Raw genomic sequence first — 25,747 nt, 5'->3', positions numbered from 1 at the left:
ATAGCGACTCCGGCGTGTCCTCCAGGCATCACGGGAACCACCCGTCACAATGGCCACACTGGCATCATTGTGCCCATTAGGACACAATGGGCACGTGAGTCGAGCGCGCATGTCCCCCCTGATCGCCTGTTTTGTCGTGGTGATCACCGCCCTCTCAGCCGTCGTCGCGCCCCCCGCCGTTGCCGCGTCCACCGTCCCCGTGGCGACGGTCGGCGCCCCAGCGAAGGCACTCGTCACCGACGGGTTCGCCGCCGGCAACATCATCTCCGATGCGGTGTTCTTCAACAGCGGAAGCATGTCTGCGGGGGAGATCGACTCCTTCCTCCGCAGCAAGGTGCCGACCTGCCAGTCCGGTTACACGTGTCTGAAGGACTACCGCCAGAACACGCCGGACCGGCCGGCGGACCAGTACTGCAAGGGTTATTCCGGAGCGACCAACGAGTCCGCGGCCACCATCATCTACCGCGTCGCACAGTCCTGCGGGATCAACCCCCAGGTGTTCATCGTGATGCTGCAGAAAGAGCAGAGCCTGGTGACCCACACCTGGCCCAGTGACTGGCGTTACACCATGGCATTGGGCCAAGGCTGCCCGGACACGGCGCCCTGCGATCCTCAGTTCGCCGGCTTCTTCTACCAGATCTACGGCGCCGGACGTCAGATGAAGATCTACACCGAAGGCCGCTACTTCACCTGGTATGCGCCGGGCCGCACCTGGAACATCCTCTACAACCCGAACCGCGACTGCGGCGCCGCGCCCGTTTACGTGGAGAACTCCGCGACTGCGGCGCTCTACTACTACACGCCCTATCAGCCGAACGCCGCCGCGCTGCACGCCGGGTACGGCATCGGGGACTCCTGCTCGGCGTACGGCAACCGCAACTTCTACAACTACTTCAAAGATTGGTTCGGCAACCCGCGCGGCATCCCGGTCGACGGGGCCATCCGCGACGCGTGGCTCGCCAACGGCGGCGCAGCCGGCTGGATCGGCGCTGCGACGAACACCATGCGCAGCTGGAACGGGGGCTGGTCGCAGCGGTTCCAGAACGCGGACATCTTCGTCCGCGCGGGCCACCCCGCCCAGATCGTCGCCGGGGCGATGCGAGCTGAGTACAGGCTGGTGGGCGAGGTCGCAAGCGGACTGGGCTGGCCGACCACGAACCGCGTCGCGATCTCCGGAGGCGCTTACCAGGACTTCGCCGGCGGCCGGATCTACGAGCGCGGCGACGGGCGCGCGTTCGCGATCGCCGCCCCGATGTTCGCGAAGCACGAGACCGTCGGCAACATCTTCGGCGCCTACGGCTGGCCGACCAATCGCGCCGTCCCGGTGCCCGGGGGCGCGACCCAGACGTTCGACGGCGGCGCGTTCTTCGAGACGTCGTCCGGCGTCGCGGCGCTGGACCGGACCTGGACGTCGTGGCTGGCGGCGTCCGGTGGTACCGGGGGGCCTTTCGGGATCCCGGTGACCGGCCCGACGGATGCCGGAGGGCAGGTCCGGGTCGGTCTCTCCAAAGCGGTCGCGTTCCGCAGCGGGACCACGGTCCGCGTCGTCTCCGGACCGCACTTCGCCCCGTATGCCGCGCAGGGCTACGAGAAGGGCCAGCTGGGACGACCGACGGGAGCGGCGACGAACGTGACAGGAGGCTCGACGCAGCCATTCGAGGGCGGCGCCACCTACGCCTCGTCCGCCGGCGCCTTCGCCGTGAGCGAGTTCGCGGCGGCATTGAAGAACGCGGGCGGGATCGGCGCGGCGGGCTTCCCGCTGGAGAATGCGCGCAGCACCGCGACCGCATCATCGCAGCGCTTCCGCGAGCTCACCTTCACGCGCGGTGCCGCAGGTGACCTTGTGGTCCGGGGGCTATCAAGCGGCTGTACGACTCCCTCGAGGGTGCTTCGGCCTGGCTCGGCGCGGCGCGATCCGCCGAGCGCAAGGACCGTGACGGGTTCGTGCAGGACTTCGATGGCGGCCGCATCGTCTGCACGCCGGCGATCTTGACCGCGATGCCTAGCGCGATAACCAGCGTGTGGGATGCGCTGGGCGGCTCGGGCGGCCGGCTCGGTTGGCCCACTTCCGCGGCGACGCCGATCGGGACTGCCACGCAGCAGAGTTTCAGCGGCGGGCTCGTCGTGCGCGGCGCGAACGGTCGGGCCTACCCCATCGTCGGCATGACGCTCGCGGCGTTCCGCACAGCGGGCGGCGTGGCGGTGCTCGGAGCTCCCCTCGAAGCGGAGAAGGAGTCCGCTGACGGGTACTCGCAGCGGTTCGAGCGCGGCGTGGTCTTCGTGCCGCGCGATGGCGGCGCCTCCGCTGTCGCCGGGGCGACCTTCACCGAGTACACGCGCGTCGGTGGGATGAACGTGATGGGATTCGCCGTCGGCCCCGCCGTCCCTGTCGGGGCGGGCACCGTACAGCCGTTCCGGAGGGGATCCATCGCGGTTCTGGGCGGCAAGGCGCACACCGTCCGTGGGACGATGGCCGCCGTCTTCCAGAACGCGGGAGGGTACACGGGCCCGCTGGGGTACCCGCTCGAGTCGGAGCGCGCGCTCAAGGACGGTTTCGTGCAGGGCTTCCAGGGCGGAACCGCCTATGTGTCGCCTGCGGCCCTGGCCGTCACGCGCGGCGTCCTGCACCGCGAGTACATGGGCCGTGGCGGCCCCGCAGGCCCACTGGGCTGGCCGCTCGGCAACGAGACAAGCGGCGACGGCGTCTGGCAGCAGTCGTTCCAGAACGGCACGATCCTCCTGTACGCGGACGGCCGCGTGGTGGTCCGCTGACACGAGACGCTGTGCACCGTCCCGCTAGACTGGGTGACACTATGACGCAGACGCCCGACGCGGTGCTGGTGATCGTGCCGGCGTGGAATGAGGACCGGAACGTCGGGAACACCGTCCGCGAGATCCTCGCCGTCGATCCCCGCTATCACGTCGCGGTGATCGACGACGGATCGGTCGATGACACGGCCCGGGTGGCGCGCGAGGCAGGCGCCACAGTGCTGACGCTTCCGTTCAACCTCGGCGTCGGCGGCGCGATGCGCACCGGTTTCACGTACGCCCAGCGCAAGGGCTACCGGCGGGCGATCCAGGTCGACGCCGACGGGCAGCACAACCCTGCCGACATCGAGAAGGTACTAGGCGGACTTGAGCGCGCAGACATCTCGATCGGCGCGCGGTTCAGTGATGTGGGCGACTACAAGGTGCGCGGGCCGCGCCGGTGGGCCATGGTCGTTCTCGCCGCCATCGTCTCCCGTGTCGCCAAGACCCCGCTGACCGACGTCACCAGCGGCTTCCGAGCGGCCAATGAGAGGGCGATCTCCCAGTACGTCGCGTACTACCCGGCGGAGTATCTCGGCGACACCCTCGACTCCCTGGTCGTCGCCTGCCACGCAGGCCTGACCGTCACCCAGGTGCCGGTGGCGATGCGCCCGCGCGCCCACGGCACGCCCAGCCAGGGCCCGATCGGATCGACGATCTATCTCGCGCGGTCGATGCTCGCGCTCGCGCTCGCGCTGATGCGGCGACCGCGCCGCCCGCGCAGATCCGAGGAGGCCGCATGATCGCCATCACGGGCGTGGTCCTCGCCCTCGTCATGTTGAGCATCGTGTTCGCGATGCTGCTCACCCGAAGGCTGCGCGAGAAGTACGCGGCGCTCTGGATCGTCATCAGCCTCGCGATGCTGGTGATCGGCACCTTCCCACAACTCCTCCTGAACCTCACGTCCTTCTTCGGGGTCGTGCTGCCGGCGAACCTGCTGTTCGCCATGGCGATCCTGCTGCTGCTCGGTGTCACCCTTCATCTGTCCTGGGAGCAATCCCAGGCCGAGGACGAGATCCGACGGGCCGCCGAAGAAATCGCCATCCTCCGCGCCGACCATGAGGAGCTGGGGCTGCGGGTGAGACGCCTCGAGGAGCGGGATGTCCGGCAGGACGGCGCTGCCGGTTCGCATGACTGACGCCCCCGCGCCGGGATCCGCAGCTGGTCTGCGCAAGCTGCTTGCGGCGACGGCGGTTGCCGGCGGGCTCGGCTACCTGATTCAGTTCGCCGTCCCGCTCTTGGCGCCGGATGCATACCTCACGTTCGCAACGATGTGGTCGGCCACATACCTCGTGGTGGCGTGCCTCTCAGGTATCCAGCAGGAGCTGACAAGGGCGTCCCGTCCGCGGGCGGGCCGCCTGTCCTCGGGATTCCGAACCTGGGCGATCGCTACGGCGACCGCATCCATCGTCGTGTCCGCGACGGTGGCGGTGATCTTCACCGTCATCGGCGCCCGACTGTTCCCCGAGGACACCGGCGCGCTGATCGGAGTCGTCGTGCTCGCGTCGTTCGGATACACCCTGGTCGCCGCCGTGAGCGGCGCCCTCTACGGGGTGCAGAACTGGACCGCCGCAGGCGGCATGACCGTCATCGACGCGACACTGCGGGCTGTCTGCATCGGCGCAGCCCTGCTCGGAGGAGGCGGGGCCGTCGCTCTGGGTTGGGCGACCGCCGTCCCCTTCGTCCTGGCCGCTGCGGTGCTGTGGGCGGTAGCCGGGCGGCAGGTGCGCGAACATCTCCATCTCGATGTCGGGATGGCCAGGCTGATGCGCAACGTCGCGGCTACGCTGGTGGCCTCGCTCGCGACCGCGATCCTGATCAGCGGCCTGCCCGCGCTGCTGCGCGTGCTCGCAGGGGATGCCGGAGAAGCGCTCCTCGCCGCGATCATCCTCGTCATCACCCTCACCCGTGCGCCGCTGATCATTCCGCTGCTGGCTCTCCAGGGCTATCTGCTTGTCATGTTCCGCGACAGCGTCGACCGCGTGGGGCGGCGCATCATGCTCTGGTCCGCGGGCGTCATGGCCGCCGCCGGAGTGCTGGCGACGGCTGCTGCATGGCTCGGCCCTGGCGTGATGTCATGGTTGTTCCCGGAGTTCACCACGCTCAGCGGCCCCGTCCTCGCGGCGATCGTCTTCAGCGCAGGCCTCACCGGCGTGCTCTGCGTCACCGGCCCGGCCGTGCTGGCCGCCCATCGGCACCGCTGGTACGTCGCGGGCTGGGCGAGCAGTGCCGTCGTGACGATCGGGTTGCTCCTCGCGCCGATGGACCCGTTGTCGAGGATCGCCCTCGCGTTGTTGCTGGGGCCCCTCGGCGGCGTCGTGGTGCACGCGGTCGCGGTGCTCCGCGCACCGGATCCACGCACCGCGGGGGCCGGACGCTCCGCAGACTGACCTCGAGGGTGAGCCCGCGACTCAGTGGCGAACCGGCGAGAGGGCCCGTTCGAACACCTCCCGGGTGTCGCGAGCGGTCCGCTCCCAGGTGAACTCTGCGGCGCGGTCCCGCCCCGCCGCCGCCATGTGTGCCGCCAGCTGCGAGTCGGAGGAGATAGCGCGCAACCGGTCCGCGAGGGCGCGGTCGTCGGCGGGATCGAAGTAGAGCGCGGCGTCCCCGCCCACATAGCGGTGTACCTCGATATCGCTCAGCAGCACGGGTATCCCGGCTCCCATCGCCTCCAGCGTGGGCAGGGAGAACCCCTCGGCGAAGGAAGGAATGGCCAGCGCCGTCGCGATCGAATAGAGCCGCGCCACCTCTGCGTCATCCACCCAGCCGCGCAACTCGACGGCGTCCGACACCCCGAGATCCTGCACCAGGTCGGCGAGGGGATCCTCGCCCCGGCCGCCCGTGATGATGATGCGGGGGCGCTCGGCGACGGGCAGCAACGCGACGGCCCGGATGAGGGCGCCCCAGTTCTTGTGCGGGCGACGGTTGCCCATCGCAATGATGACGGGGCCTTCCGTCCCGGCGAGCGTCCGATCCACGCCCTGGGGCGGCTCCCCGGCGAGGGGGATCACGTCGATGTTCTCCGCTGGTGTCCCCAGGTACCTCGAGATCTCCCGCTGCGAGGTCGGGCTGATCGTGATGATCCGCGCGGCGTTCGCAGCGGCCTGCCGTTCCATCCACTTCACGGGGCCCGTGTACAGCGGAGTGGACATCAGCTCGGGGTGGCTCCAGTACAACATGTCGTGCATCGTCACGACCGTGGGCATCGCAGTCCTGCGCGGGCCGAGCGTCGCGGGGGCGTGCACGAGATCTGCGCCCTCGCGGCGCGCCGCCCGGGCGACCTGGGTCAGTTCGCCCCAGGCCCAGACGAAACGGTTCTCGCCGCTGATGCCGGACTCGATGACGCGACCCGGGAACCATCCCAGGTCGAGGCGCGCGCCCTCTCGTGAGGCGAACCCGATGTACTCCCAGTCGCCGGACAGGTCGCCGAGAGCACGGTAGAGCTCGCGCGTGTACGTCTCCATGCCACCTTTGGTACCGGTGTACGAGAGCAGGTCGACGAGAACGCGGGGCACCGGACCAGCTTACAAGCTCATGCTGCGGCGCTGCCGGTGCGGGAGGGGACCACGACCCGGCGTCGGATGCGGGACATGGCAGGATGCTCGATGAGGCGCCAGCTGAGCCAAGCAAACACGAAGGTCAGCAGGACTGCCGCCACGTTGTAGACGATGAGCCCGAGAGCGCCACCGCCGATGCCGAGGCCGCCGAGAGCCAGGAGCTGCTGCACGGGCCACGCGTAGATGTAGAACCCGTAGCTGACGTCGTTCACAGCGATCCAGCGCGGCTGCGGCACGACAGTCGCCAGCCACAACAGACCGTACGCCATGAACGGCGCGGAGGCCTGGCCTCCCCAGCCCGGAACCCCGAGGATGAGAGCGCCGGTGACGACGAACGCTCCGGCACCGATCCAGGGATTGACCCCCCAGCGCTCGATCACGAAGTGTACGCAGGCGCCGCCGAGGAAGAACGGGGCGAGCTTGAGGAAGAGCAGGAAATCGCCGTCCAGGCCGGCCACGTTGATCACCGACTCCAGCGCGTGTGCGGCCGTGGCTGCGACGAATGCGAGTACGGCGAGCACGGCGCTGCGGCGGAACCAGGCCAGTGCCCCGAGCAACCACACCATCACGTAGCAGAGGAACTCGTAGTACAGCGTCCACAAGGAGCCGTTCCAGACCGACCGATACGGCAAGTCGCTGAGCGTGCGTCCAATCGAGTACTCGTTCATGTAGAGCGTGATGTTGCTCCACACGAACTGCAGCGGCGTGACGGGGGTGGTCGCGTATCCCGCCAAGGAGCCGTACTGCATGAGCATCGCGACTGGTCCGAACACGGCGGCCGTGACCACAAGGCAGACCAGGAAAGCGGGGAAGATCCGGACGATCCGGTGGAGAAGGTACTCCCCCGCAGACGTGCGCAGCCGGGATCGCGTGATCAGGAAGCCGCTGATCACGAAGAAGCCGGCGACGGCCCAGCCGCCGAGGTTCTCCCCGCGGATGTGCGGTCCCTCGCCATTACCCGTGGTGTAGAAGGAATGCGCGACGAGCACGGTCCCCGCGAGAATCAGCCGGAAGAGATTCAGGCTGTTTGCCCGGTACGGGTACGGCGCTCCCTGGAGCACCGTCGGCGGCCTCATTTCAGCAGTTTCCGATCCGCCATCTCCTTCAGCGAGCGCTCATAGCCGTCATCCTCGATCGGCTCGGAGAGCACCCACTCGGCGAAACGCATCACGCCCTCCTCGAAGGTCGTCGCAGGGGTGAAGCCGAGCACCTCGCGGAGCGCCGTGGTGTCCGCGACGTTGTGCCGGATGTCGCCGAGGCGGTACTGACCGGAGATCGTCACCGGCACCTCTCGCCCGTACGCCCGCTGGAGCGCGTCGACGACCTCAAGAACGGTCGTGGCGACACCCGATCCCACGTTCAGGACGTGACCGGCCGCGGCAACCGTGGTCGCCGCGAGGAACGTCGCCTCGACGACGTCGTCGATGTAGACGAAATCGCGGCTCTCCAGTCCGTCTTCGAACACATTGATGCCCTTGCCCTGGCGGATGAGGGTGGAGAAGATCGACAGGATCCCGGTGTACGGGTTCTTCAGCGACTGACCCGGCCCGTAGACGTTCTGATAGCGAACCGACACTGCCTCCTTGCCGATCGCCGGCGCGACGGTCATGACCAGCGACTCCTGCATCTGCTTGGTGATTCCGTACACGCTGGACGGGTGCAGCTTGGCCGACTCGTCCGTCGGGACCATGGTGAGCGGTCCCTCCCCCGGCATATGCACCTCGAAGTCGCCGGCCGCCATGTCCGCGTCCTGACGGTGGCCCGGGTAGACGAGGCGCCCGTCCTCGGTCCGGTACGCACCCTCCCCGTAGATCGATCGCGAGGATGCGATGACGATGCGGCGGACTTCGTTCGGCTCGTTGGTCAGGATGTCCAGGAGTTTCCCCGTCCCACCCACGTTGGCCTCGACGTATCGGTCGATCTCGTACATCGACTGGCCAGTGCCTGTCTCGGCGGCCAGGTGCACGACGATCTGCGCGCCGTCGATCGCACGTCGCAGGTCGTCCTTGGAGGTCACCGTCCCCTCGATCACGGTGGCGATCCCGTCGAGCGACCGCAGCAAAGGGGAGGTCGTCGCGGGATCGTCGCCGTGCACCTGTGGGATCAGGGAGTCGAGCACGGTGACGGTGTATCCAGCCTCGGCGAATCGGGCGGCCAGCCGCGAGCCGATGAAGCCCGCTCCACCGGTGATCAGCACATGCTCAGTCATTCGAAGGTCTCCCAGATGTCGGCGGCACGGACGGTGCCGGAGCGGACTGCTCAGATGGCGAAGATGTGCGCAAGGGTCGATCTTACTCCTGCGGCGTTGCCGTGCCGGAGGACGCCCGGGAGCTCAGTGATCGCGTGCAGACGCGACATCACCCTGAGCCGCGCCGTGCGGGCTGTGTGCGTCCATCCCTTCGCCGCCGCCAGTGCATGCGCCTGGCGGTAGTACGTGCGCTCGTCGGAGAACCGGCGGCCGTCGAGCAAGGTCTTCTGTGAGGCGCTGGCGCGATGCCTGCGGTACGAGAAGGCGAGTTCGGGAGCGTAGACGAGTGTTCCGCCATCGAAGGCGATATCCATCAGCAGCGCGAGATCCTGGATGATCGGCAGCCCGTCCCGGAAATCGATGCGCTTGAGCGTCTCCGTGCGGAAGGTCAGGGATGGCCAGTACAGCCAGTCGCCGCGGATCAGACTGGTCGCCATGTCGGCACCACGGAGGACCGCGATGCCGTCGTCGGCGCGCGGAGCGAGCAGCTGCTGCTTGACACGGTCGACGAGAGGAAGCCCCGCGACACCGTGTTCGTCGATCACCACCACACCTGGTTGGACGACGTCGGCGTCCGGGACACGAGCGACGGCGTTGCCCACGACATCGAGGTAGTTGGGGTGCATGAGGTCGTCGCAGCCCAGGATCGTGATGAACGGGCTCGTCGCCCGGCGGATGGCTTCGCGGTAGTTCTCCGTGATGCCCAGGTTCTTCTCGTTCCGAACGTACTCGACCCTCGGGTCATCCAATGCCGCGAAGTACGCGGGCACGCTGGCATCCGGGTAGCAGTCGTCGATGACGACCATCCGCCAATCTGGCGACCGCTGTGCCCGCACCGAAGCGACGGTGTCGAACAGCAGTCCGGGGTCGCCCCAGTACGGAACGAAGATCTCGTGTGTCATTTCTCCAACCCGCATGTCGTGATCCGATATAGGCGCGCACCTGACTCCGAGGCGACGAGTTCGACGAACGGCGACTCCCTCAGGTCACTCACGCCGTCGAACCCGCCTTCGTTCTCCATCAGGTCAGGCCCATCGAAGTCCAGGATGTACCGCACGCCCGTCTCGCGAAGCGCCTCACACATCTCCGGCTCGTCGGCGTCGGTCGCGAACCGCTCGTTGATCAGTCGCGCCGGACTGGTCTCGTCCATCAGAAGGTGAGGCATCAGGACCTTTCGCCCGCTGATGCCATACGCGAAAGATGTACCGGTCCACGGATCACCGGCGATGACAGCATCCTCGGGAACGAGGTCGTCCACGTGCTCAAGGAGGCGATACTCACCGGCCGAGAGGATCGGGCCGCCCCCATCGTCTCCGTAGACGAAGTGCACGTCAGCGGATGCCTGGCGTAGAGCGCCGCTGTGCGACAGTGTCACGATCGCGATCGCCAGCACTAGCAGGCCAGCGCGGCGGACCACTGGTGCGGCCAGCGACGGCGCGGACATTCGTCGCGCTCGACGGGCAGCCCAGCGAACGAGCACGGCGACTCCGCCCGCCGCAAGGGGAACGGCGCCGAGCGCCCAGATGCTCGCAAGACGGGGAGCATTGTTGTACCACGGTCCGGTGAGCCACATGCGCAGCTCTTCGAACGGCGAGCCCGCAACGACGATATAGAGAAACGCCCCGACGAAGCCCATGCCGAGCGCGACCGATCGGCCATAGGCCGGCCGACGGCAACACCTCACGACCGCTACCAGAACGAGCCCTGCAAACAGGTAGGCAACCGGGTATCCGAACAGGGCGGCGGTCACGATCTCGCCCACGGCGGTCGGCAGGGTACCGGTAGGAGGCCAATAGATCTCCGATGCCGGCGGGCGAACGAATCGCAGCACGATCATCGCGGTCACCGCGAACGACACGCCGCCGAGGATGATCCACAGTCGCCACCGAAGCGTAGAAGTGCGACGCCACAGCCACCACCCGAGCATCACGACAGACGGAACGGTCAGCGCCAGGACGGCGAGGAGCGCGCCCGGATGCGCCACGGCGACGCCTGGCGTCAGAAGCACGGCCAGGAGGGCGATGTCGTGCCGTCGCGCAATTCGGCCAGGGCGGAGCAGCCGGATGAGGGCGGCGATCGACACGGGGGCGATCGCCAGGCCCAAGAACAGCGGGTAGAGGGGTCCGTAGTGAAGCGGCAGGTACGGGAACGCAGGAGTCGCTCCGGAGAGGGCGCCGGCAGCGACCGTCACCAACGCGCTCCCACCGAATAGGGTGCGCGCAAGCAGGATGACGGCCAGCGGCCACACAGCGGCCGCCGTCACGAGGATCAGAGCGTTACTCGCCATACCCACGCCGCAGCCACACAGTTGCGCGACGAGAGATCCCGCCGCATGCCACCCGGACGGATAGAAGAGCAGGTTCCCCGGGGCAGTCATCGTCCCGACCCAGAACGGGGACGCGCTGCCGGTGTCGAGCACGTACTGAATGGCATTGACATGGAAGAAGTTGTCGTAGCGCTGTGCTATCAGTTGAGGGTCACCCATGCCCCGCACGAGAACCCATCCGATCGGGACGGCCCCTGCGAGAAACCCGATCACGGCGGGCGCGATCGCGCGACGTCGCGCTCCGGAAGTTGGCCTCGATAAAGGGTTTCCTACCCAGCGCGCCCAGCACCATGCAGCGATCACAGCGATCGCGGTCAAAGCCAGCACCGGCAACGCGGTCCAACGCAGACCGATCCATCCGGCGACAATCGAGGCGACAACGATCAATGACACGGAGAGCGGCGCCGAGGCCGCTACCAGCCACCAGCCGCGGAGCCGCAATGCGACACCGAGAACCAGCCCGGGCACGAACAGCACACCGATCGCTGCCGCCACCGCGGGGATGAATGCGAGCCATTCGCTCATCGCATCCCCCCGGATTCAGACGCGAGCTTCGACATGAGCCACGGCGGGGTTGAACGTGATCCCGCGCAGCCACTTCCCGATCAACTTTGCCCGCAGATCGAACGGCACGCGCCCCCGGTGCAGACTCACGAACAGGCGGGCGCCGAACTCCAGGTAGTACAGTACGCCGCGGTGGTGGAGCTGCCACGAGCTCTCGTTGCGCACTCCGTAGGCGAACTTCCAGTAGTTCTGGCGGTTCACCATGGCGAAGTTCACGCCCTTGTTATCGCCCATGTCGTGGACGACGACGCTGTCGAGCACCTGCACGCCAGGGCAGCGCTTGGTGACCCGCAGGGTGTACTCCCGGTCGTCGAACCAGATGAAGTACTCGGCGTACGGCAGCCCGTACTCGGCGATCGCCCAGCGCGGGATCAGCACCGAGACGAACGAGCACGCGGTCACCATGACGTTCTGCTGCCCCTTGACCAGCAGCCGCGCCCAGTCCCAGGTGGGCACCGGGTTGTTCATCTCGCAGATGTTCCCATCGGTGAACTCCACGACGGAGCAGGCGAACGGCACATCGCCGCCGAGCTCGGCCACCGCCTCGGCGAAGCCGCGGACCAGGGCGGCGAGCGCGTCCGGCTTCGGGTAGCAGTCGTCGTCCATGATCCAGACGTGATCCGCGCCGGACGCGTAGCCGCGTCGCATGCCCTCGGCGAAGCCGCCGGCCCCGCCGAGGTTCTCGGTCATCGTCACGACCTCGAGCGGAACCGTCGTCTGCAGCGTCGACAGGTACTCGCCGGTGCCGTCGGTGGAAGCGTTGTCGATCACGAACAGCGTGGACACAGGATGGGTCTGCGCCTCGATGGAGGCGATCACGTTCTTCAGCTTCTCGAGCCGGTTGAACGTGACGACGACCGCTGCCACCGTCACCATCCGCGCACCTCCTCCGCGAACCACTCGGTCGCCGTCGTGTTGGCCAGCAATTTCTTCTCCGCCTTCCGTTCGCGGCGCCACAGCTGCTCGCGCGCCGCCTCGTCGTTCACCAGCCTCGACACCACGGACGCCAGACCGCGCGAGGCGCGATGGGCGAATCGTGGCACCAGCGCGATATCCGGGATGATGTCGCGCTGCGCGCCGACGTCCGTGGACACGACGGGGACCCCGTGAGTGATCGCCTCCAGGGTCGTCAGCGTCAGTCCCTCATTATGCGACGAGACGACGAGAACATGCGCCTCGTCCAGCGTCCGGGAGACGGGGACGGCAGACGTCCTCCGCTCGATCGCATCGGTCATACCCATGCCGGCGATCACGTCGTCCACCCAGCTCGCGAGCTCGCCGTCACCGTGCAGAATGAAACGGATCCCCGGATCCACGCGTCGCAGCCGCCGAGCCATCGCCACGAAAACCTCCGGCGCCTTCTGGCGAGCCATCCGGCCGACGAACGCGACGGTGAACGGTTCGCCGTCTTTGCGGGCCCGGAACCGGGCATCCTTCGGCTTGACCGTCAGGCCCCCGAGAGGCGCCATCACGACCTTGTCCTCGGGGATCCGCTGAGCGCGGGTCATCCATTTCGCAAGGCTCGGTGAGATCACGTGGTGCTTGGTGATGCTCTCCGTCACGAGGGCACCGCTGAGCGGATATCCCCCACCGCGGTACTCGACGATGTGCGTGGAGTCCACGACCGGAATGCCCGGCCGCGATCGGACGATCCACGCGAGCCGGTCGTACAGCCACTGGTTGTGGTGCACCACCACCCCGCGCACATCGAAGGTGCGCAGCAGCGCGCGCAGCAGCTGCTCGACGCCGAGGGACTGGGACAACACGGTGGGCTCGGAGAACGGGATCAGCATGGCCCCGTCGAGTTCCGAGCGGGTGATCCACGGATGCTGGGAGTCGCGGTTCGTCAGCACGATGGGCAGGAACCCGGCCTCCTTCACCAGCCGAACGGTCTCGAAGGCCCACCGCTCGGCGCCGCCGAGCTCGAACCAGTGCATTCCGATGATCACGGCCCTGGGCGCGCCCTCCGGAACAGGACCGGCCAGCTCCACACGAGCGGCCGGATGCACATGTTCCGCGGCGAACTGCCTGTCGTACTGCTGGCGCTCTACGGGCCGGTTCAGCCGGCGGGTGTGGCGTGCCAGCACGACGTCGCGCAGGTCGTCGTACAGCAGCGGCGTCTTCGCCTTGACGCGCCGGGCGATCCGGCCGACCAGGTCGGTGCGGGCCGGGCGGATGGGGTCGAACTCGAGCACCTCGTCCCGGGAGATGTGCAGGTGGCGCGAGGTGCGGCCGATCAGCTGCTCCGCCTCGTTCTCGGCCGGGCCTGCGGTGCGGTTCTCCACCGGGGCCAGGCTGCGCACCCGGAATGTGTGCAGCCGCTTCCGGTTCTCCCGCGACTCCCCGGTGAACGTGGAATCGTCCGTGGTGCGCGGCGTGTTCTCGACGCCGCCATCGTAGAGATGCACGTCGAGTGTGCGTTCCGGCGCCATCAGCGCGTGGAAGTTCAGCGCCCCCGCGAGCAACCGGCGTTCCCGTTCCGTCAGCGCATCCAGGACGGGGTCGTCGGTCTCGAACACCGCCGGCAGGCCATGCACATGCGTAAGAGTCACGTAATAGAACTTTCAGAGCAGACGGTCAGGCACAACGTCGCTGATTGTATCGCGGGCATTCTTCGGGATAGCTGGCAGGGCCTCTCGGGCCAATCGATCCTGAGCAGACGGTCAGCGGTGAGCTTCTAAGATGGCATGGTGCCCGGAACCCGCATGACAGACGACGGAAGCAAGCTCGCCGTCCCTGGTTCTCAGAGAGGACTCGCGGAGGTCTTCCGTCATCGCTACCTCCTCTCCCTCATCGTGCGGAAGGAGGTGCAGATTCGATACCGGGGTTCGATCTTCGGCTGGCTGTGGTCGTACGTCAAGCCGCTGATCCAGTTCGTGGTGTTCTACTTCGCCATCGGTGTCTTCCTCGGCATGAACCGGCAGCTGGAGTATTTCCCGATCTACCTGCTCGCGGGCATCACGATCGTCACGTTCTTCAATGAGGCCTTCTCGAACGGCACCCGCTCCCTCGTGGATAACGCAGCGCTCATCAAGAAGATCTACCTTCCGCGTGAGATGTTCCCGATCGCCAGCATGCTGATCGCTGCGGTCAACGCGCTCCCGCAGATCCTCGTGGTGATGGTGATCTCCCTTTTCTTCGGATGGTCACCGTCGGTGCTGTCCTTCGCGGCGATCCTCCTCGCCCTGGTCGTCGTCGCGATCCTCGCCAGCGGTCTGGGCCTCCTGTTCGGCTCGATCAACGTCACCTTCCGCGATGCGCAGAGTTTCGTGGAGATCATCGTGATGGTCGCGATCTGGGCCTCCCCGGTGATGTACGCGTGGACCGCAGTCGCCGATGTGATCCCGGACTGGCTCTTCACCCTGTATCGCCTGAACCCGGTGACGGTGGCCGTCGAGCTGTTCCACTACGGCATCTGGATGCCTCTCGGTCCGAACGGCGCCAGCCCGCTGCCCTCGCTCTGGACGTTCAGCGCCATCGCTCTGCTGATCTCGCTCGTCGTGCTTGCCTTCGGGCAGTTCGTGTTCCGTCGCCTGGAGGGCCGCTTTGCCCAGGATCTCTGATCAGCCCCGAATCGTCGTAGACGACGTGCGCAAGGAGTTCACCCTCCGGCACACGCACTCGATCAAGGAGACCGCTCTTGCGGCCATCCGTCGCAAGCCGCTCACGACGAAGTTCCGCGCACTCGACGGCGTCTCGTTCCGCGTCGGCGAGGGTGAGTCAGTGGCGCTGCTGGGCTTCAACGGCTCGGGCAAGTCGACCATGCTCAAACTCATCTCGGGTGTCCTGTCCCCCGATCGCGGCGGCGTCCTCACCCGGGGCCGTGTCGCCGGTCTCATCGAGGTCGGCGCCGGCTTCCACCCGGACCTCTCCGGCCGCGAGAACATCTACCTCAACGCCGCGATCCTGGGCATGTCCAAGAAGGAGACGGAGGAGCGTTTCGACTCCATCGTCGCGTTCAGCGAGATCGAGAAGTTCATCGACACCGAGGTGAAGCACTACTCGTCGGGCATGTTCCTGCGTCTGGCCTTCTCGGTCGCGATCCACACCGAAGTCGACGTCCTGCTGATCGACGAGATCCTCTCCGTCGGCGACGAGCCGTTCCAGCGCAAGTGCCTCGACCGGATCCGCGAGCTCCACCAGCAGGGCAAGACGCTCGTCATCGTGAGTCACGACCTCAACATGGTCTCCGATCTCTGCGAGCGCGGCATCCTGCTCAGTCAGGGGAAGCTGCAGTTCGACGGCCCGAGCAAACATGCCGTCGAACTGATGCGCGCCTGACCCGCGACGCACGCACCGGTCGCCCGCCGCCCGCTCAGAGGTCGGCGTGCAGGGCCCACAGCCGCTCGGCCGAGCTGGGCCAGGAGAACGCCTTGGCGCGGTCCGAGGCCAGCACCCGCAGGCGCCGCTCTCCGGCCCCCAGGGCGTCGATGAGGGCGTCGGGGAGCTCCCCGGCATCCGTCACCGCTCCCCCGTCCGCGATCACGTCGCGATGCACCCCGCTGTCGACGGCGACGACCGGCACGCCGAGCGCCATCGCCTCGATCACGCGCCACGGCCAGGCAGCGTTCGCGCTCGTGGCGACCAGCGCCGCGGCGCCGGCGAGAACCGCGGCGCGGTCCTCGGGCCCGAGCGATCCGCGGATGTGCGCGCGCTGCTCGGGCAGCCCGTTCGCGGCCGCGAGCTCGGCCAGGGCCGGCTCGCCGCCCTCGCCGGCGTCCAGCACCACGGCGTCGACGTCAGCGCGGGCCGCGGCGCGGAAGCCGTCGGCGAACGATTCCCCGACGCCGGTGAGCACGACGTACCGCTCCGGGATCTGCAGGGCCGCACGACGCTCGGAGGCGTCGGCGGGCACCGTGAAGCCGTCCGGCGCCGCTCCGGCGATCACCCGGATCCGGTCGCCGAGCGGTGCGAGGTCGGCGAGCCGCTCGGCGATCGCATGCGAGGGCACGACGAGGGCATCCGCATGCTTCACCGCGCGCTTCAGCATCGCGCGGTGCCAGACCACGGACGGCTTGCTGAGCAGCTCCGGGGTCTCCCACGCACACAGGTCCCACAGGGTCGCGGTGATCTGATCGTGGTCGTGCACCCTGTCGTGCCGCACCAGCGGCGCGGCCAGGGTCGGCGCGTGGATGAGGCCGCCGCCGAGTCCGGGGGCGATGCCCATCTGCCAGGAGGCGAGCAGCTCGCGGCGGCCGAGCGGCAGGCGGTGCACGTCGCGCACCCCCGGGATGCCCGGGATGCCGGCCTCCCTGCCCGCGGGGACGATCGCCGTGACGGCGCAGCCGCGTGGCGCGGTGGCCACGAGGCCGTGGGTGAGAGAGAGGGCCGCGGCCGCCTGATCGGGGTCGGCGACGTGCGCGAGCTGATCCAGGACGACGCGCAGCTGCACACTCATGGGACCAGCCTACGGGAGGGGCGCGTTTCGTCTCGGGCGCCCCTCCGGGCGTCCTCGCTCAACGACCGGGCGGGTCAGCCCTCGGGGGTCGGCTCCGGGGTCGGCGGATGCAGGGTCTGCTGCACCAGCTCGCGGATGTGACCGTAGTCGGGCTCGTGCTCGTCCACCCCGAACTCCGGGGTGAGTTCGATCCGCGTCACCGGCTGCTTCTTGGCCTTCGTCACCAGGTCGAAGAACTCGGGCAGCTTGTCCCGCGGCAGGTCGGTCTCGATGAGCGCGGTGCCCGCGGCGCTGATCTCGTTGAACCGGGTCAGCACGTTCTGCGGCGTGAACTGCTCGAGGATCGCCACCTGCAGCTCGCGCTGCCGCTTCATCCGGTCCCAGTCGCTGGTGGTGTACCGCGAGCGCGCGTACCACTGCGCGGTGTCGCCGTCCATGTGCTGCCTGCCGGGCTCGATCCAGCCGATCGCCCAGTCCTCCACCGGCTCGCCGGGGTACGACGGCCCGCCGCCCTTCGGCAGTCGCTCGGTGACCTCGATGTCCACTCCGCCGAGCGCATCGATCAGCTGTGCGAAGCCGTTCATGTCGAGGAAGACGTAGTACGGGATCTCGATGCCGAGAACGCCCTCCGCGGCGTCCTTCGTCGCCTCGATGCCGGGAGCGGATCCGTGCGCCGCGGCATCCGGATACAGCCCGGCGCCGCCGTCCTCGCGGCACACCTCGGCGGCGTTGCGGACGTGGTTCATCCAGCCGTTCCAGCCGCAGGTCTGCGAACTGTGCCCCTCGAACCCATCCGGGTACAGCTCATGCATCGGGCTGCCCTCGCTGAACGGCACGCCGGGCAGCTCGCGCGGGATGCCGGTGATGGTCACCGCCCCGGTATCGGCGTTCACCGAGACGACCGAGATGCTGTCGAACCGCATCGAATCACGTCCGTCGCCGCTGTCGGCACCCAACAGCAGGATGTTGTAGTAGCCGTCGCTCGGCGGCAGGCTGGGCCCGCTGTTGCCGAACAGCGACCCGAGCACGCCGCGGCTGGACGCGGCGACGGTGGACGCGTAGACCGCGCCGGACCCGGCGAGCGCGAACACCAGCAGCGCGACGATCGGGATCGCCCAGCGTGACGCCGTCGGCACCTTGACCAGCCGCACCAGCCGGATCGCGTCGACGGTGAGCACCAGCCACAGCACCGCGTAGCCGATCAGCAGGATCTGCACCGCGGTGAGCAGGATCCAGGAGAGCGGGCCGGTGGTGATCCACACCAGCGCCCGGGGCGCGAACAGCGCCAGGCCCGCCGCGACGAGCAGCAGCAGCCAGCCGGTCAGCGTCGCCCCGAGCCCGAAGCGGCCGAGCCGCCGGTTGCCTGCCAGCACCTGTGCGGAGCCGGGAACCAGCGCGTTCATGACGACCAGCCACCAGCCGCGCCGGCCCATGAACCTCGGGTCGGAGGCATCCGGATTCCGCAGCGGCCGCGTCTCGATCAGCGGCCGCCGTGCGGTGTGAGGCGCCGCGGTCAACGTCACAGGGAGCCCTTCAGCCGCGCGTTCTTCTCCTCCACCTGCGCCTCCAGGTCACGCGCATACTCCTCGACGCGGTCGGCGAGAGCGGCATCCGCGGTACCGAGGATGCGGGCGGCGAGGATGCCGGCGTTGCGTGCGCCGCCGATCGAGACGGTCGCGACGGGGATGCCGGCGGGCATCTGCACGATCGACAGCAGCGAGTCCATGCCGTCCAGGTAGGCCAGCGGCACAGGCACCCCGATGACGGGGAGTGCCGTGACCGAGGCGAGCATGCCGGGCAGGTGCGCGGCTCCCCCGGCCCCGGCGATGATCACGCGGATGCCGCGGGCGCGCGCCTCGCGTCCGTAGGCGACCAGCTTGCCGGGGGTGCGATGGGCGGACACCACCTCGACCTCGTGCGGGATGCCGAAGTCGGTCAGCGCCTGGGACGCGTCGCTCATGACGCGCCAGTCGGAGTCCGATCCCATCACCACGCCGACCAGGGGCGCGCTCGCGGAGTGCAGTGGCTCAGTCACCATGACAGGGTACGGGCCGCGCCTGTGAGATCGGCGCAACGGCGCGCTCCGCGCCGCACGCGGGGCGGACGCTGAGCCCGCCGACCGGACGCTGAGCCCGCCGACCGGACGCTGAGCCCGCCGACCGGACGCTGAGCCCGCCGACCGGACGCTGAGCCCGCCGACCGGACGCTGAGCCTGTCGAAGCGTCCGCGCCGGCCTCACCCGAAGAACGCCGCAGCGGCCCTGGCCGTGTAGACGACGTCGTCGAGGTCCTCCCCCGAGACGTTCACGTGTCCGACCTTGCGTCCGGGGCGCGGCGCCTTCCCGTAGGTGTGGATCTTCGCCTCCGGATGCTGCGCCATCGCCGCCGGGAAGCGGTCCTCCAGCGCGCCCTCGGCCGGCCCGCCGAGGATGTTGACCATCACCGACCATGGCGCCCGCCGCTCGGTGACGCCAAGGGGCAGGTCGGCGACCGCGCGCAGGTGCTGTTCGAACTGGCCGGTCACGGCGCCGTCCTGGCTCCAGTGCCCGCTGTTGTGCGGGCGCATCGCGAGCTCGTTGACGAGGATGCGCTCGTCGTCGGTCTCGAACAGCTCGACGGCGAGCATCCCGGTCACCCCGAGGCCCTCCGCGATGCGATGCCCGATCTCGGCGGCCACGCGCACGAGCCGGTCGGTGGCATCCGGTGCCGGAGCGATCACCTCGGCACACACGCCGTCCCGCTGCACGGTCTCCACCACCGGGTACGCCACGATCTGGCCGCTGGGGCGGCGGGCGACCTGCTGGGCGAGCTCGCGGACGAAGGGCACGAGCTCCTCGACCAGCAGGGCGCCGCCCTCGTCGAGCCCAGAGAACCAGTCGTCGACGTCGTTGCCGGATGCCACCACACGAACGCCCTTGCCGTCGTAGCCGCCGCGCGGGGTCTTCACGACAGCCCGGCCGCCGTGATCGTCGAGGAACGCCTGCAGCTCCGCGGCGTCGTGCACCGCGGCCCAGTCCGGCTGCGGGATCCGCAGCTCGGCGAGCCGGGCGCGCATGACGAGCTTGTCCTGCGCGAACTGCAGGGCGTCGGGACCCGGGTGCACCTTGACGCCGTCGTCCATGAGGGCGCGGAGCACCTCCTGGGGCACGTGCTCGTGGTCGAAGGTGATCACGTCCACGTCCTGGGCGAAGGCGCGCACGGTCTCCAGGTCGCGGTAGTCGCCGACCGCGGTGGCGGCCAGCCGGGCGGACATCCCGTCCGCCTCCGCGAGCACCCGCAGGTCGAGGCCGAGCTCCACCGCGGGAGCGATCATCATCCGGGCGAGCTGTCCTCCGCCGATCACGCCGACGCGTACGGTCATCGGTACCCCTTTCGTCGGGGACCATTCTCCCGTATCCGGCCGATGCGTTTCGTCCCGGGCGCCCGCCGCTGCCCGCGTTCGACGCCGGGAGCCTGCCCGCGGTCGCTCTCCGCGAGCGACGTACGCGCGCGCTGCCGCGGCCTTGTACGCCTCCCGCGGCCGAATCCCCCGCATCCGTCCGCGCGAAGCGCACATTCCCGCGCGAAGCGACGCCGCCCGGTGGCCGGTAGGGCGGGGCCCTGGGACGCGTTTCGTCTCGGTCGCCTCCGGCGTCATCGCTCGACGACCGGGGGACCGCGGAGCGTCGAGGGGTCAGCGGCCGAGCGAGGTGGACTGGGCGTCGCGGTGGGCGAGGATCTGGTTCACCTCGACCTGGTCGGCGAGCACCTCGTGCACCAGGCTCACGCTCGGCACATCGGCCAGTCGGAGCGGGGTATCCACGCCGTTGCTCAGCGTGATGGTGCCGGCTCCCCACATCCGCTGCAGCGGGCCACGGCGCACGGCGATCGCGTAACCGCGGGTGTGCGACAGCTCCCGCCGCCGGCGTGAACCGAGACCGTCGCGCACGATCACCCGCCGCGTGGTCACCGTATAGGTGCGGGACAGCCAGATCAGGAAGGGCAGCACCACCCCGAACAGCACGAGCGCCCCGGCGGCGCCGAGCAGCATCCAGTCCTCGAACGGCGCCGGGAGGTTGCCCAGCAGGTACCCGGTCGCACCGGAGACGGCGATCAGCAGCAGCGCGGACCAGGTCAGCCGGCGGGCATGCCCGCGGAACCGCGCGATCAGCAGCTCCTCGACAGGCGCGCCGTGCGGCGGCATCATCGGCCGGCCGCCGAGCGTCACAGGCTGGGTCACCCCTCCATTGTCCCCGCCCGCGCCGTGCGGACGGGAGGCGCGCCGGGCGTGTCAGCTCCCGCCGGGACCGCGGCCTGCGCCCGGCCCGCGGCGTCAGGCGGGACGCAGATGGACGATGTCGCCCGCGGCGATCGCGCGCTCCTGGCCGTCGCCGGTCACGACCAGACGGCCGTCGGCTTCCAGCCGGGTGGCCGTGCCGCGGAGCTCGGCGCCGCCGGGCAGGTGCACCACGACCTCCCGGCCCAGCGTGAGGCAGCGCGCGCTCACCATCGCCCGCAGTCCGGATGCCTCGGCGTCGTCCGCGGCGATCAGCGCCGACAGCAGGCCGTCCAGACCGCGCAGGTAGTCCGCCAGCAGCCGGTCCGGGTCCGCGTCGACGCCCTCGACGGCGAACGACGTCGCCGTGCCGACCGGCAGCTGCCCGGCGTCCATGGCGGTGTTGACACCGGAGCCGATGATCACCGCATCCGGCGTCGCCTCGGCGAGGATGCCGCAGATCTTCCGCTCGCCCACCAGCACGTCGTTCGGCCACTTCAGCCCGACCGCGGCGCCCGGAAGCTGCGCCGCGACGGCCTCGGTCATCGCAAGACCGGCGAGCAGGGGCAGCCAGCCGCGGGCGTCGGCGGATGCCGGCAGCACACGCAGCAGCACCGAGATCGCGAGCGCCGTGCCGGGCGGGGTCGTCCACGTCCGGTCCAGGCGGCCGCGGCCGTGGGTCTGGTTGTCGGTGACCAGCACCGACAGATGCGGCCAGGCCTCACGGTCGGCGGCGAGCGTGCGCAGGGCGGCGTTGGTCGACGAGCTCTCCGGGAGAACCTCGAGGCGCGAGGCGACGGCCGACGCGCCCGGGAAGGACAGCGTCACAGCTCCTCCTCCTTCTCCTCGTCATCATCGTCGTCGCGCTCCAGCGCGGCGGCCTCCATCTCGCGGGCGTGCCACTGGTCCCACAGGTCCATCAGCTGCTCGATCGCGGCGTGGAACTTCGCGGTCGCGACGCCGGGCGAGGTGTCGCCGAAGTAGTGCTGCACCCACATCCGCAGCCGCGAGATGGCCGCCTCGTCGGCGCGCACGCGGTCGACCTCGGCGACGATGTCGCCGGCGGCGTCCGCGGTCAGCCATTCGCAGTCCGACAGGTAACCCTTGGTGTCCACCGAGGCGCGCGGGTCGGCCGGCCGGGTGATCAGCAGCGGCTTGCCCGAGGCGAGGCGGTCGTAGACCATCGCGGAGATGTCGACCACGGCGACGTCGGCCGCCGCGAGCTGCCAGCCCAGCTCCGGACCGTCGTCGTAGACGTGCTGCGCGGACGGATCGGCGGCGTTGGCCGCCTCGATCGTGGAGAGGATGCGGCGGTGCGCCTCCCCGTACCCCGGGTCGACCACGCCGCTGCGCGGATGGGGGCGGTAGATCACGCGGTGGCGGCCGGTGGCCAGGAGCGCCGCGACGAGCGTCTCACCGTGCGTGGCGATGGAGCCGTAGTGCGCCGCAGGCCGATCCCCCTCCCAGGTCGGCGCATACAGCACCACGACGCGGTCGTCCGGCGTGTACGGCAGGGCGCCCGAGTAGTGATCCGCCTGCGGCCGGCCGATCTCGATCGTGCGCCGGTCGACGTCGTAGTCCCACAGCGTCCGGCTGAGCCGCTCGCGCGCCGCCTGCCCCGCCACCAGCGCGTAGTCGTACGCCTTGTACTGGTTCGTGGTCATGTACATCTTGTCGGACTCGCCGTGGTTGATGAACACGTGCCAGCGGCGCCCGTACCGGAACATCTGGAAGTTGCGGGTGTTCTGGTTCACGTACAGCACGATGCGGATGTCCTGCTTCGCGATGAACCGCTCCAGGTCGCGGACCGTCGGCACGAAGGCGACCGGCGGCGCGTCCTCCTGGATCAGCTTCTCCGCGCCGGTGGCGTTGCGGGACAGCAAGACCACGGGCCAGCGCTCGGCGAGGCCTGCCAGCGGCCGATACCACTGGCGCATCTGGTACATGTTGACCTCGCCGTCGGCGAAGTACACCGCGATCTTGTAGTGGCCGTGCGGATGCGGCTCGCCCGCCGCGAGCGTGCGGCGCACGCGCTGGACGGCGCTGCGGGATGCCAGGGCACGCCGGAGGAGTCGATAACCCTTCTTCGCATCGGAGACCGCACCCATCCCTCCAGGATACGGCCCGGGCATCCGCTCATTACCGCGCAGGCGGCACCGTCCGGGCGGCGCGATCCCGGGCACCGGCGCCGCTCCGCCACGCCCCCGGCCGCGCTCAGGCGGCGCGGTCCTCGCTCACCTGCAGCGCCTCCCACTCGCGCAGGAGCCGCTCGATCGCGGCGTGGAACCGCGCCGTCGCCGCTCCCGGCGCGGTGTCGCCGAAGTAGCGCCGCACCCAGCCGCGCAGCCGCACCACCGACCGCTCGTCCTCGCGGACGCGGTCGATCTCCGCGACGATGCGGGATGCCGCATCCGCCGTGAGCCATTCGCAGTCGGACAGGTAGCCGGTCTCGTCGATCTCCGCCTCCGGACTGACCGGGCGGGTGATCAGCAGCGGCTTCCCGGTCGCCAGCCGGTCGTAGATCATCGCGGAGATGTCGACCACGGCGACGTCGGCCGCCGCGAGCTGCCAGCCGATCTCCGGACCATCGTCGTGCACGTGATGGGCGGCCGGGTCGGCGGCGTTCGCGTCGCGCAGCATCCCGATGATCCTGCGGTTCGCCGCGGCGTACGCCTCGTCCACGATCCCGGTGCGCGGATGCGGCCGGTAGATCACCCGGTGCCGGCCGGTGGCCAGCAGCCGCTCCACGAGCTCGACGCCGTGGCTGCGCACCGAGCCGTAGCTCATCGAGGCGCGGTCGCCCTCCCAGGTCGGCGCGTACAGCACGACGAGCCGGTCGTCGGGCGGGTACGGGAGCTCGCCCGAGAAGTGGTCGGCCTGGGGACGGCCGATCTGGATCGTGCGCTCGTCGACGTCGTAGTCCCACAGTGCGGCCGCGAGCCGGTCCCGGGCAGCGGGGCCGGCGATGAGGGCGTAGTCGTACGCCTTGAACTGGTTGCTGGTCATGTACACCTTGTCGGACTCGCCGTGGTTGATGAACACGTGCCAGCGCCCGCCGTACCGGAACATCTGGAAGTTGCGGGTGTTCTGGTTCACGTACAGCACGATGCGGATGTCCTGCTCCTCCAGGAACGCCTCGAGGTCGCGGACCTGCGGCACGAACGCGACCGGCAGCGCGTCGTCCTGCAGCAGCGCGGCGGCGCCGGAGGCGGAGCGCGCCAGCACGACGACGGGCCATCGGTCCACGATCCCCTGCAGCGGCCGGTACCACTGCCGGATCTGGTACATGTTCACGGCCTTGTCGGCGAAGTACACCGCGATCCGGTAGTGCCCCTGCGGGTGCGGGGAGCGCTGCGCCAGCATCCGGCGCACCCGCTGCGCCCTCCGTCGGCCGGCGATCGCACGTCGCAGCATCCGATAGGCCTTCTTCGCATCCGTCGTGGAGACCATTCCCCCGACGCTAATCCGGCAACCTCCGAGGTCCCCGTGACATGATCGACGGATGCGGGAGAACGAGCAGGACGCGTCCTCGGCCGGCGTGTCGTTCGTGATGCCGGTGCTGAACGAGCGTGCCTATCTCGAGCACGCGGTGGTCTCTGTGCTGACCCAGCACGTGGACGGCCCGATCGAGCTCGTGCTCGCCCTCGGCCCCTCCAGCGACGGGACCACGGAGCTCGCCCGCGAGCTGGCGGCGCGCGACCCCCGCATCCGCCTCGTCGACAACCCCGAGGCGCACATCGCGGTCGGGCTGAACGCCGCGATCCGCGCCAGCCGGTACGGGACCATCGTGCGGGTGGACGCCCATTCCGAGCTGGCCCCGGGCTACGCGGCCCGCGCCCTGGCGACGCTCGCCCGCACCGGCTCGGCGAACGTCGGCGGGGTCATGCGCGCCGAGGGCCGCACCCCGTTCCAGAAGGCGGTGGCGCGGCTGTACAACTCCCCCGTCGGGCTCGGCGGCGGCGCGTACCACGGCGGCAGCCGCGAGGGCGAGGCGGAGTCGGCGTACCTCGGCGTGATGCGGCGCGACGTGCTGGAGGAGGTCGGCCTGTTCGACGAGTCCATCCGCCGCGGGGAGGACTGGGAGCTGAACCTGCGCATCCGTCAGGCCGGGCACCGGGTGTGGTTCGACCCGGAGCTGTCGGTCACCTACTGGCCGCGGGAGAGCTGGTCGCGCCTGGCGCGGCAGTTCCGCGCCACCGGCGCCTGGCGCGGCGAGCTGGTGCGCCGGTACGGGCGCCGCAACGGCCTGCGCTACTTCGCCCCGCCGGCGCTGATCGGGGCGATCGTGCTCGCTCTCGTCGTGGCCGCGCTGCAGCTGACCGGCGTGCTTCGCGGACTCGCCGCGCTCCTGGCATCCGTGGTGTACCTGCCGCTGCTGGCGTACGCCGGTCTCGTGATCGCCGTGGCGTTGGCCCCCGGCCGCCGAGGCATCCGCGAGCGGCTGTGGACGATGGCGGTGCTGCCGACCATGCACGTCGCGTGGGGACTCGGGTTCCTGGCCGGAGTGTTCCGCGGCGCCCGGGACACCGTGGACGCGTCGCGGCTCAAGGACTGGAACACCCCGCTCCCCTGACCACCCGCCCGTCGCGCCA

23 protein-coding genes are annotated in these 25,747 nt (G+C 69.5%); 8 read left to right on the top strand and 15 right to left on the bottom strand.

All coding sequences use genetic code 11. The features are described from left to right. The first annotated feature begins 49 nt into the window (after positions 1-49). From JSY13_RS03905 to JSY13_RS03885, 5 genes are read left to right on the top strand one after another with little or no spacing between them, the layout of a single operon-like run. A complete protein-coding gene (locus tag JSY13_RS03905) occupies positions 50-1,993 on the top strand; it encodes an LGFP repeat-containing protein (RefSeq protein ID WP_259607731.1) in 1,944 nt (647 codons plus the stop codon). Further along, positions 1,945-2,772: an LGFP repeat-containing protein gene (locus JSY13_RS03900; protein ID WP_259607730.1), complete on the top strand. Its 828-nt coding sequence runs from the start codon at positions 1,945-1,947 to the stop codon at positions 2,770-2,772. The genes JSY13_RS03905 and JSY13_RS03900 overlap by 49 nt, the downstream gene beginning before the upstream one ends. 41 nt (positions 2,773-2,813) lie before the next feature. Then, entirely contained in the window at positions 2,814-3,551 is a 738-nt protein-coding gene (locus JSY13_RS03895) for a glycosyltransferase family 2 protein (RefSeq protein WP_259607729.1), read from the top strand. After that, a complete protein-coding gene (locus JSY13_RS03890; RefSeq protein WP_259607728.1) occupies positions 3,548-3,946 on the top strand; it encodes a DUF2304 domain-containing protein in 399 nt (132 codons plus the stop codon). The genes JSY13_RS03895 and JSY13_RS03890 overlap by 4 nt, the downstream gene beginning before the upstream one ends. Next, positions 3,909-5,198 (top strand): hypothetical protein, encoded by a 1,290-nt coding sequence (locus tag JSY13_RS03885; protein WP_259607727.1) that lies wholly within the window; start codon positions 3,909-3,911, stop codon positions 5,196-5,198. Before JSY13_RS03890 ends, JSY13_RS03885 begins: the two co-directional genes overlap by 38 nt. A 21-nt stretch (positions 5,199-5,219) precedes the next feature. Here the strand turns inward: JSY13_RS03885 and JSY13_RS03880 are convergent, their stop codons facing one another. The 7 genes from JSY13_RS03880 to JSY13_RS03850 are packed head-to-tail and all read right to left on the bottom strand — an operon-like array spanning position 5,220 to position 14,055. Further along, positions 5,220-6,323, bottom strand: a complete 1,104-nt coding sequence (locus JSY13_RS03880; RefSeq protein ID WP_259607726.1) for a glycosyltransferase family 4 protein — start codon at positions 6,321-6,323, stop codon at positions 5,220-5,222. Positions 6,324-6,340: 17 nt separating this feature from the next. Next, on the bottom strand, positions 6,341-7,441 hold the full coding sequence (locus JSY13_RS03875) for an acyltransferase family protein (protein ID WP_259607725.1): 1,101 nt from the start codon (positions 7,439-7,441) through the stop codon (positions 6,341-6,343). Beyond that, positions 7,438-8,574 (bottom strand): NAD-dependent epimerase/dehydratase family protein, encoded by a 1,137-nt coding sequence (locus JSY13_RS03870; RefSeq protein WP_259607724.1) that lies wholly within the window; start codon positions 8,572-8,574, stop codon positions 7,438-7,440. The genes JSY13_RS03875 and JSY13_RS03870 overlap by 4 nt, the downstream gene beginning before the upstream one ends. 50 nt (positions 8,575-8,624) lie before the next feature. Next, complete coding sequence (locus JSY13_RS03865; protein ID WP_259607723.1) at positions 8,625-9,515, bottom strand: glycosyltransferase family 2 protein; 891 nt, start codon at positions 9,513-9,515, stop codon at positions 8,625-8,627. Continuing rightward, positions 9,512-11,464, bottom strand: a complete 1,953-nt coding sequence (locus tag JSY13_RS03860) for a DUF6541 family protein (protein ID WP_259607722.1) — start codon at positions 11,462-11,464, stop codon at positions 9,512-9,514. The genes JSY13_RS03865 and JSY13_RS03860 overlap by 4 nt, the downstream gene beginning before the upstream one ends. Positions 11,465-11,479: 15 nt before the next feature. Next, on the bottom strand, positions 11,480-12,379 hold the full coding sequence (locus tag JSY13_RS03855; protein ID WP_259607721.1) for a glycosyltransferase family 2 protein: 900 nt from the start codon (positions 12,377-12,379) through the stop codon (positions 11,480-11,482). Continuing rightward, positions 12,373-14,055, bottom strand: coding sequence for a glycosyltransferase (locus tag JSY13_RS03850; protein ID WP_259607720.1), 1,683 nt, complete (start codon positions 14,053-14,055; stop codon positions 12,373-12,375). Before JSY13_RS03850 ends, JSY13_RS03855 begins: the two co-directional genes overlap by 7 nt. Before the next feature lie 153 nt (positions 14,056-14,208). Here JSY13_RS03850 and JSY13_RS03845 point away from each other — a divergent pair, with 153 nt between their 5' ends. Together JSY13_RS03845 and JSY13_RS03840 are read left to right on the top strand one after the other, a co-directional pair. Then, the gene (locus JSY13_RS03845) at positions 14,209-15,066 is read left to right on the top strand and encodes an ABC transporter permease (protein ID WP_259607719.1); all 858 of its coding nucleotides are present in this window, start codon (positions 14,209-14,211) and stop codon (positions 15,064-15,066) included. Beyond that, positions 15,050-15,784, top strand: coding sequence for an ABC transporter ATP-binding protein (locus JSY13_RS03840; protein ID WP_259607718.1), 735 nt, complete (start codon positions 15,050-15,052; stop codon positions 15,782-15,784). Before JSY13_RS03845 ends, JSY13_RS03840 begins: the two co-directional genes overlap by 17 nt. Positions 15,785-15,818: 34 nt before the next feature. Here JSY13_RS03840 and JSY13_RS03835 read toward each other — a convergent pair whose 3' ends face one another. The 8 genes from JSY13_RS03835 to JSY13_RS03800 all read right to left on the bottom strand — a co-directional run bounded on the left by JSY13_RS03835 (position 15,819) and on the right by JSY13_RS03800 (position 24,605). Continuing rightward, positions 15,819-16,901, bottom strand: a complete 1,083-nt coding sequence (locus JSY13_RS03835) for a glycosyltransferase (protein WP_259607717.1) — start codon at positions 16,899-16,901, stop codon at positions 15,819-15,821. 74 nt (positions 16,902-16,975) lie between these two features. Continuing rightward, positions 16,976-18,424, bottom strand: a complete 1,449-nt coding sequence (locus JSY13_RS03830; RefSeq protein WP_259607716.1) for an LCP family protein — start codon at positions 18,422-18,424, stop codon at positions 16,976-16,978. After that, on the bottom strand, positions 18,421-18,888 hold the full coding sequence (purE, locus tag JSY13_RS03825) for a 5-(carboxyamino)imidazole ribonucleotide mutase (protein ID WP_259608120.1): 468 nt from the start codon (positions 18,886-18,888) through the stop codon (positions 18,421-18,423). The genes JSY13_RS03830 and purE overlap by 4 nt, the downstream gene beginning before the upstream one ends. A gap of 248 nt (positions 18,889-19,136) precedes the next feature. Next, on the bottom strand, positions 19,137-20,261 hold the full coding sequence (locus tag JSY13_RS03820; RefSeq protein ID WP_259607715.1) for a 5-(carboxyamino)imidazole ribonucleotide synthase: 1,125 nt from the start codon (positions 20,259-20,261) through the stop codon (positions 19,137-19,139). Between the two features lie 312 nt (positions 20,262-20,573). After that, positions 20,574-21,083: a PH domain-containing protein gene (locus JSY13_RS03815; RefSeq protein WP_259608119.1), complete on the bottom strand. Its 510-nt coding sequence runs from the start codon at positions 21,081-21,083 to the stop codon at positions 20,574-20,576. A gap of 129 nt (positions 21,084-21,212) precedes the next feature. Further along, positions 21,213-21,983: a biotin--[acetyl-CoA-carboxylase] ligase gene (locus JSY13_RS03810; protein WP_259607714.1), complete on the bottom strand. Its 771-nt coding sequence runs from the start codon at positions 21,981-21,983 to the stop codon at positions 21,213-21,215. Then, positions 21,980-23,263, bottom strand: coding sequence for a CDP-glycerol glycerophosphotransferase family protein (locus tag JSY13_RS03805; RefSeq protein ID WP_259607713.1), 1,284 nt, complete (start codon positions 23,261-23,263; stop codon positions 21,980-21,982). The genes JSY13_RS03810 and JSY13_RS03805 overlap by 4 nt, the downstream gene beginning before the upstream one ends. A 106-nt stretch (positions 23,264-23,369) precedes the next feature. Further along, positions 23,370-24,605 (bottom strand): CDP-glycerol glycerophosphotransferase family protein, encoded by a 1,236-nt coding sequence (locus JSY13_RS03800; RefSeq protein ID WP_259607712.1) that lies wholly within the window; start codon positions 24,603-24,605, stop codon positions 23,370-23,372. 52 nt (positions 24,606-24,657) lie between these two features. Here JSY13_RS03800 and JSY13_RS03795 point away from each other — a divergent pair, with 52 nt between their 5' ends. Next, positions 24,658-25,728, top strand: coding sequence for a glycosyltransferase family 2 protein (locus JSY13_RS03795; protein WP_259607711.1), 1,071 nt, complete (start codon positions 24,658-24,660; stop codon positions 25,726-25,728). Positions 25,729-25,747: the final 19 nt, after the last annotated feature.

Origin of the sequence: Microbacterium neungamense (assembly GCF_024971095.1) — a bacterium.
Lineage (GTDB): Bacteria > Actinomycetota > Actinomycetes > Actinomycetales > Microbacteriaceae > Microbacterium > Microbacterium neungamense.
Note: the sequence above shows the minus strand (reverse complement) of the source record. Positions and strands in the feature narration are given on the sequence as shown.

Coding starts and splice junctions, on each gene's coding strand:
- JSY13_RS03905 (WP_259607731.1), top strand. CDS start 50: ATGGCCACACTGGCATCATTGTGCCCATTAGGACACAATGGGCACGTG.
- JSY13_RS03895 (WP_259607729.1), top strand. CDS start 2,814: ATGACGCAGACGCCCGACGCGGTGCTGGTGATCGTGCCGGCGTGGAAT.
- JSY13_RS03890 (WP_259607728.1), top strand. CDS start 3,548: ATGATCGCCATCACGGGCGTGGTCCTCGCCCTCGTCATGTTGAGCATC.
- JSY13_RS03885 (WP_259607727.1), top strand. CDS start 3,909: ATGTCCGGCAGGACGGCGCTGCCGGTTCGCATGACTGACGCCCCCGCG.
- JSY13_RS03875 (WP_259607725.1), bottom strand. CDS start 7,441: ATGAGGCCGCCGACGGTGCTCCAGGGAGCGCCGTACCCGTACCGGGCA.
- JSY13_RS03870 (WP_259607724.1), bottom strand. CDS start 8,574: ATGACTGAGCATGTGCTGATCACCGGTGGAGCGGGCTTCATCGGCTCG.
- JSY13_RS03865 (WP_259607723.1), bottom strand. CDS start 9,515: ATGACACACGAGATCTTCGTTCCGTACTGGGGCGACCCCGGACTGCTG.
- JSY13_RS03860 (WP_259607722.1), bottom strand. CDS start 11,464: ATGAGCGAATGGCTCGCATTCATCCCCGCGGTGGCGGCAGCGATCGGT.
- JSY13_RS03855 (WP_259607721.1), bottom strand. CDS start 12,379: ATGGTGACGGTGGCAGCGGTCGTCGTCACGTTCAACCGGCTCGAGAAG.
- JSY13_RS03845 (WP_259607719.1), top strand. CDS start 14,209: ATGACAGACGACGGAAGCAAGCTCGCCGTCCCTGGTTCTCAGAGAGGA.
- JSY13_RS03835 (WP_259607717.1), bottom strand. CDS start 16,901: ATGAGTGTGCAGCTGCGCGTCGTCCTGGATCAGCTCGCGCACGTCGCC.
- purE (WP_259608120.1), bottom strand. CDS start 18,888: ATGGGATCGGACTCCGACTGGCGCGTCATGAGCGACGCGTCCCAGGCG.
- JSY13_RS03820 (WP_259607715.1), bottom strand. CDS start 20,261: ATGACCGTACGCGTCGGCGTGATCGGCGGAGGACAGCTCGCCCGGATG.
- JSY13_RS03815 (WP_259608119.1), bottom strand. CDS start 21,083: ATGCCGCCGCACGGCGCGCCTGTCGAGGAGCTGCTGATCGCGCGGTTC.
- JSY13_RS03805 (WP_259607713.1), bottom strand. CDS start 23,263: ATGGGTGCGGTCTCCGATGCGAAGAAGGGTTATCGACTCCTCCGGCGT.
- JSY13_RS03800 (WP_259607712.1), bottom strand. CDS start 24,605: ATGGTCTCCACGACGGATGCGAAGAAGGCCTATCGGATGCTGCGACGT.
- JSY13_RS03795 (WP_259607711.1), top strand. CDS start 24,658: ATGCGGGAGAACGAGCAGGACGCGTCCTCGGCCGGCGTGTCGTTCGTG.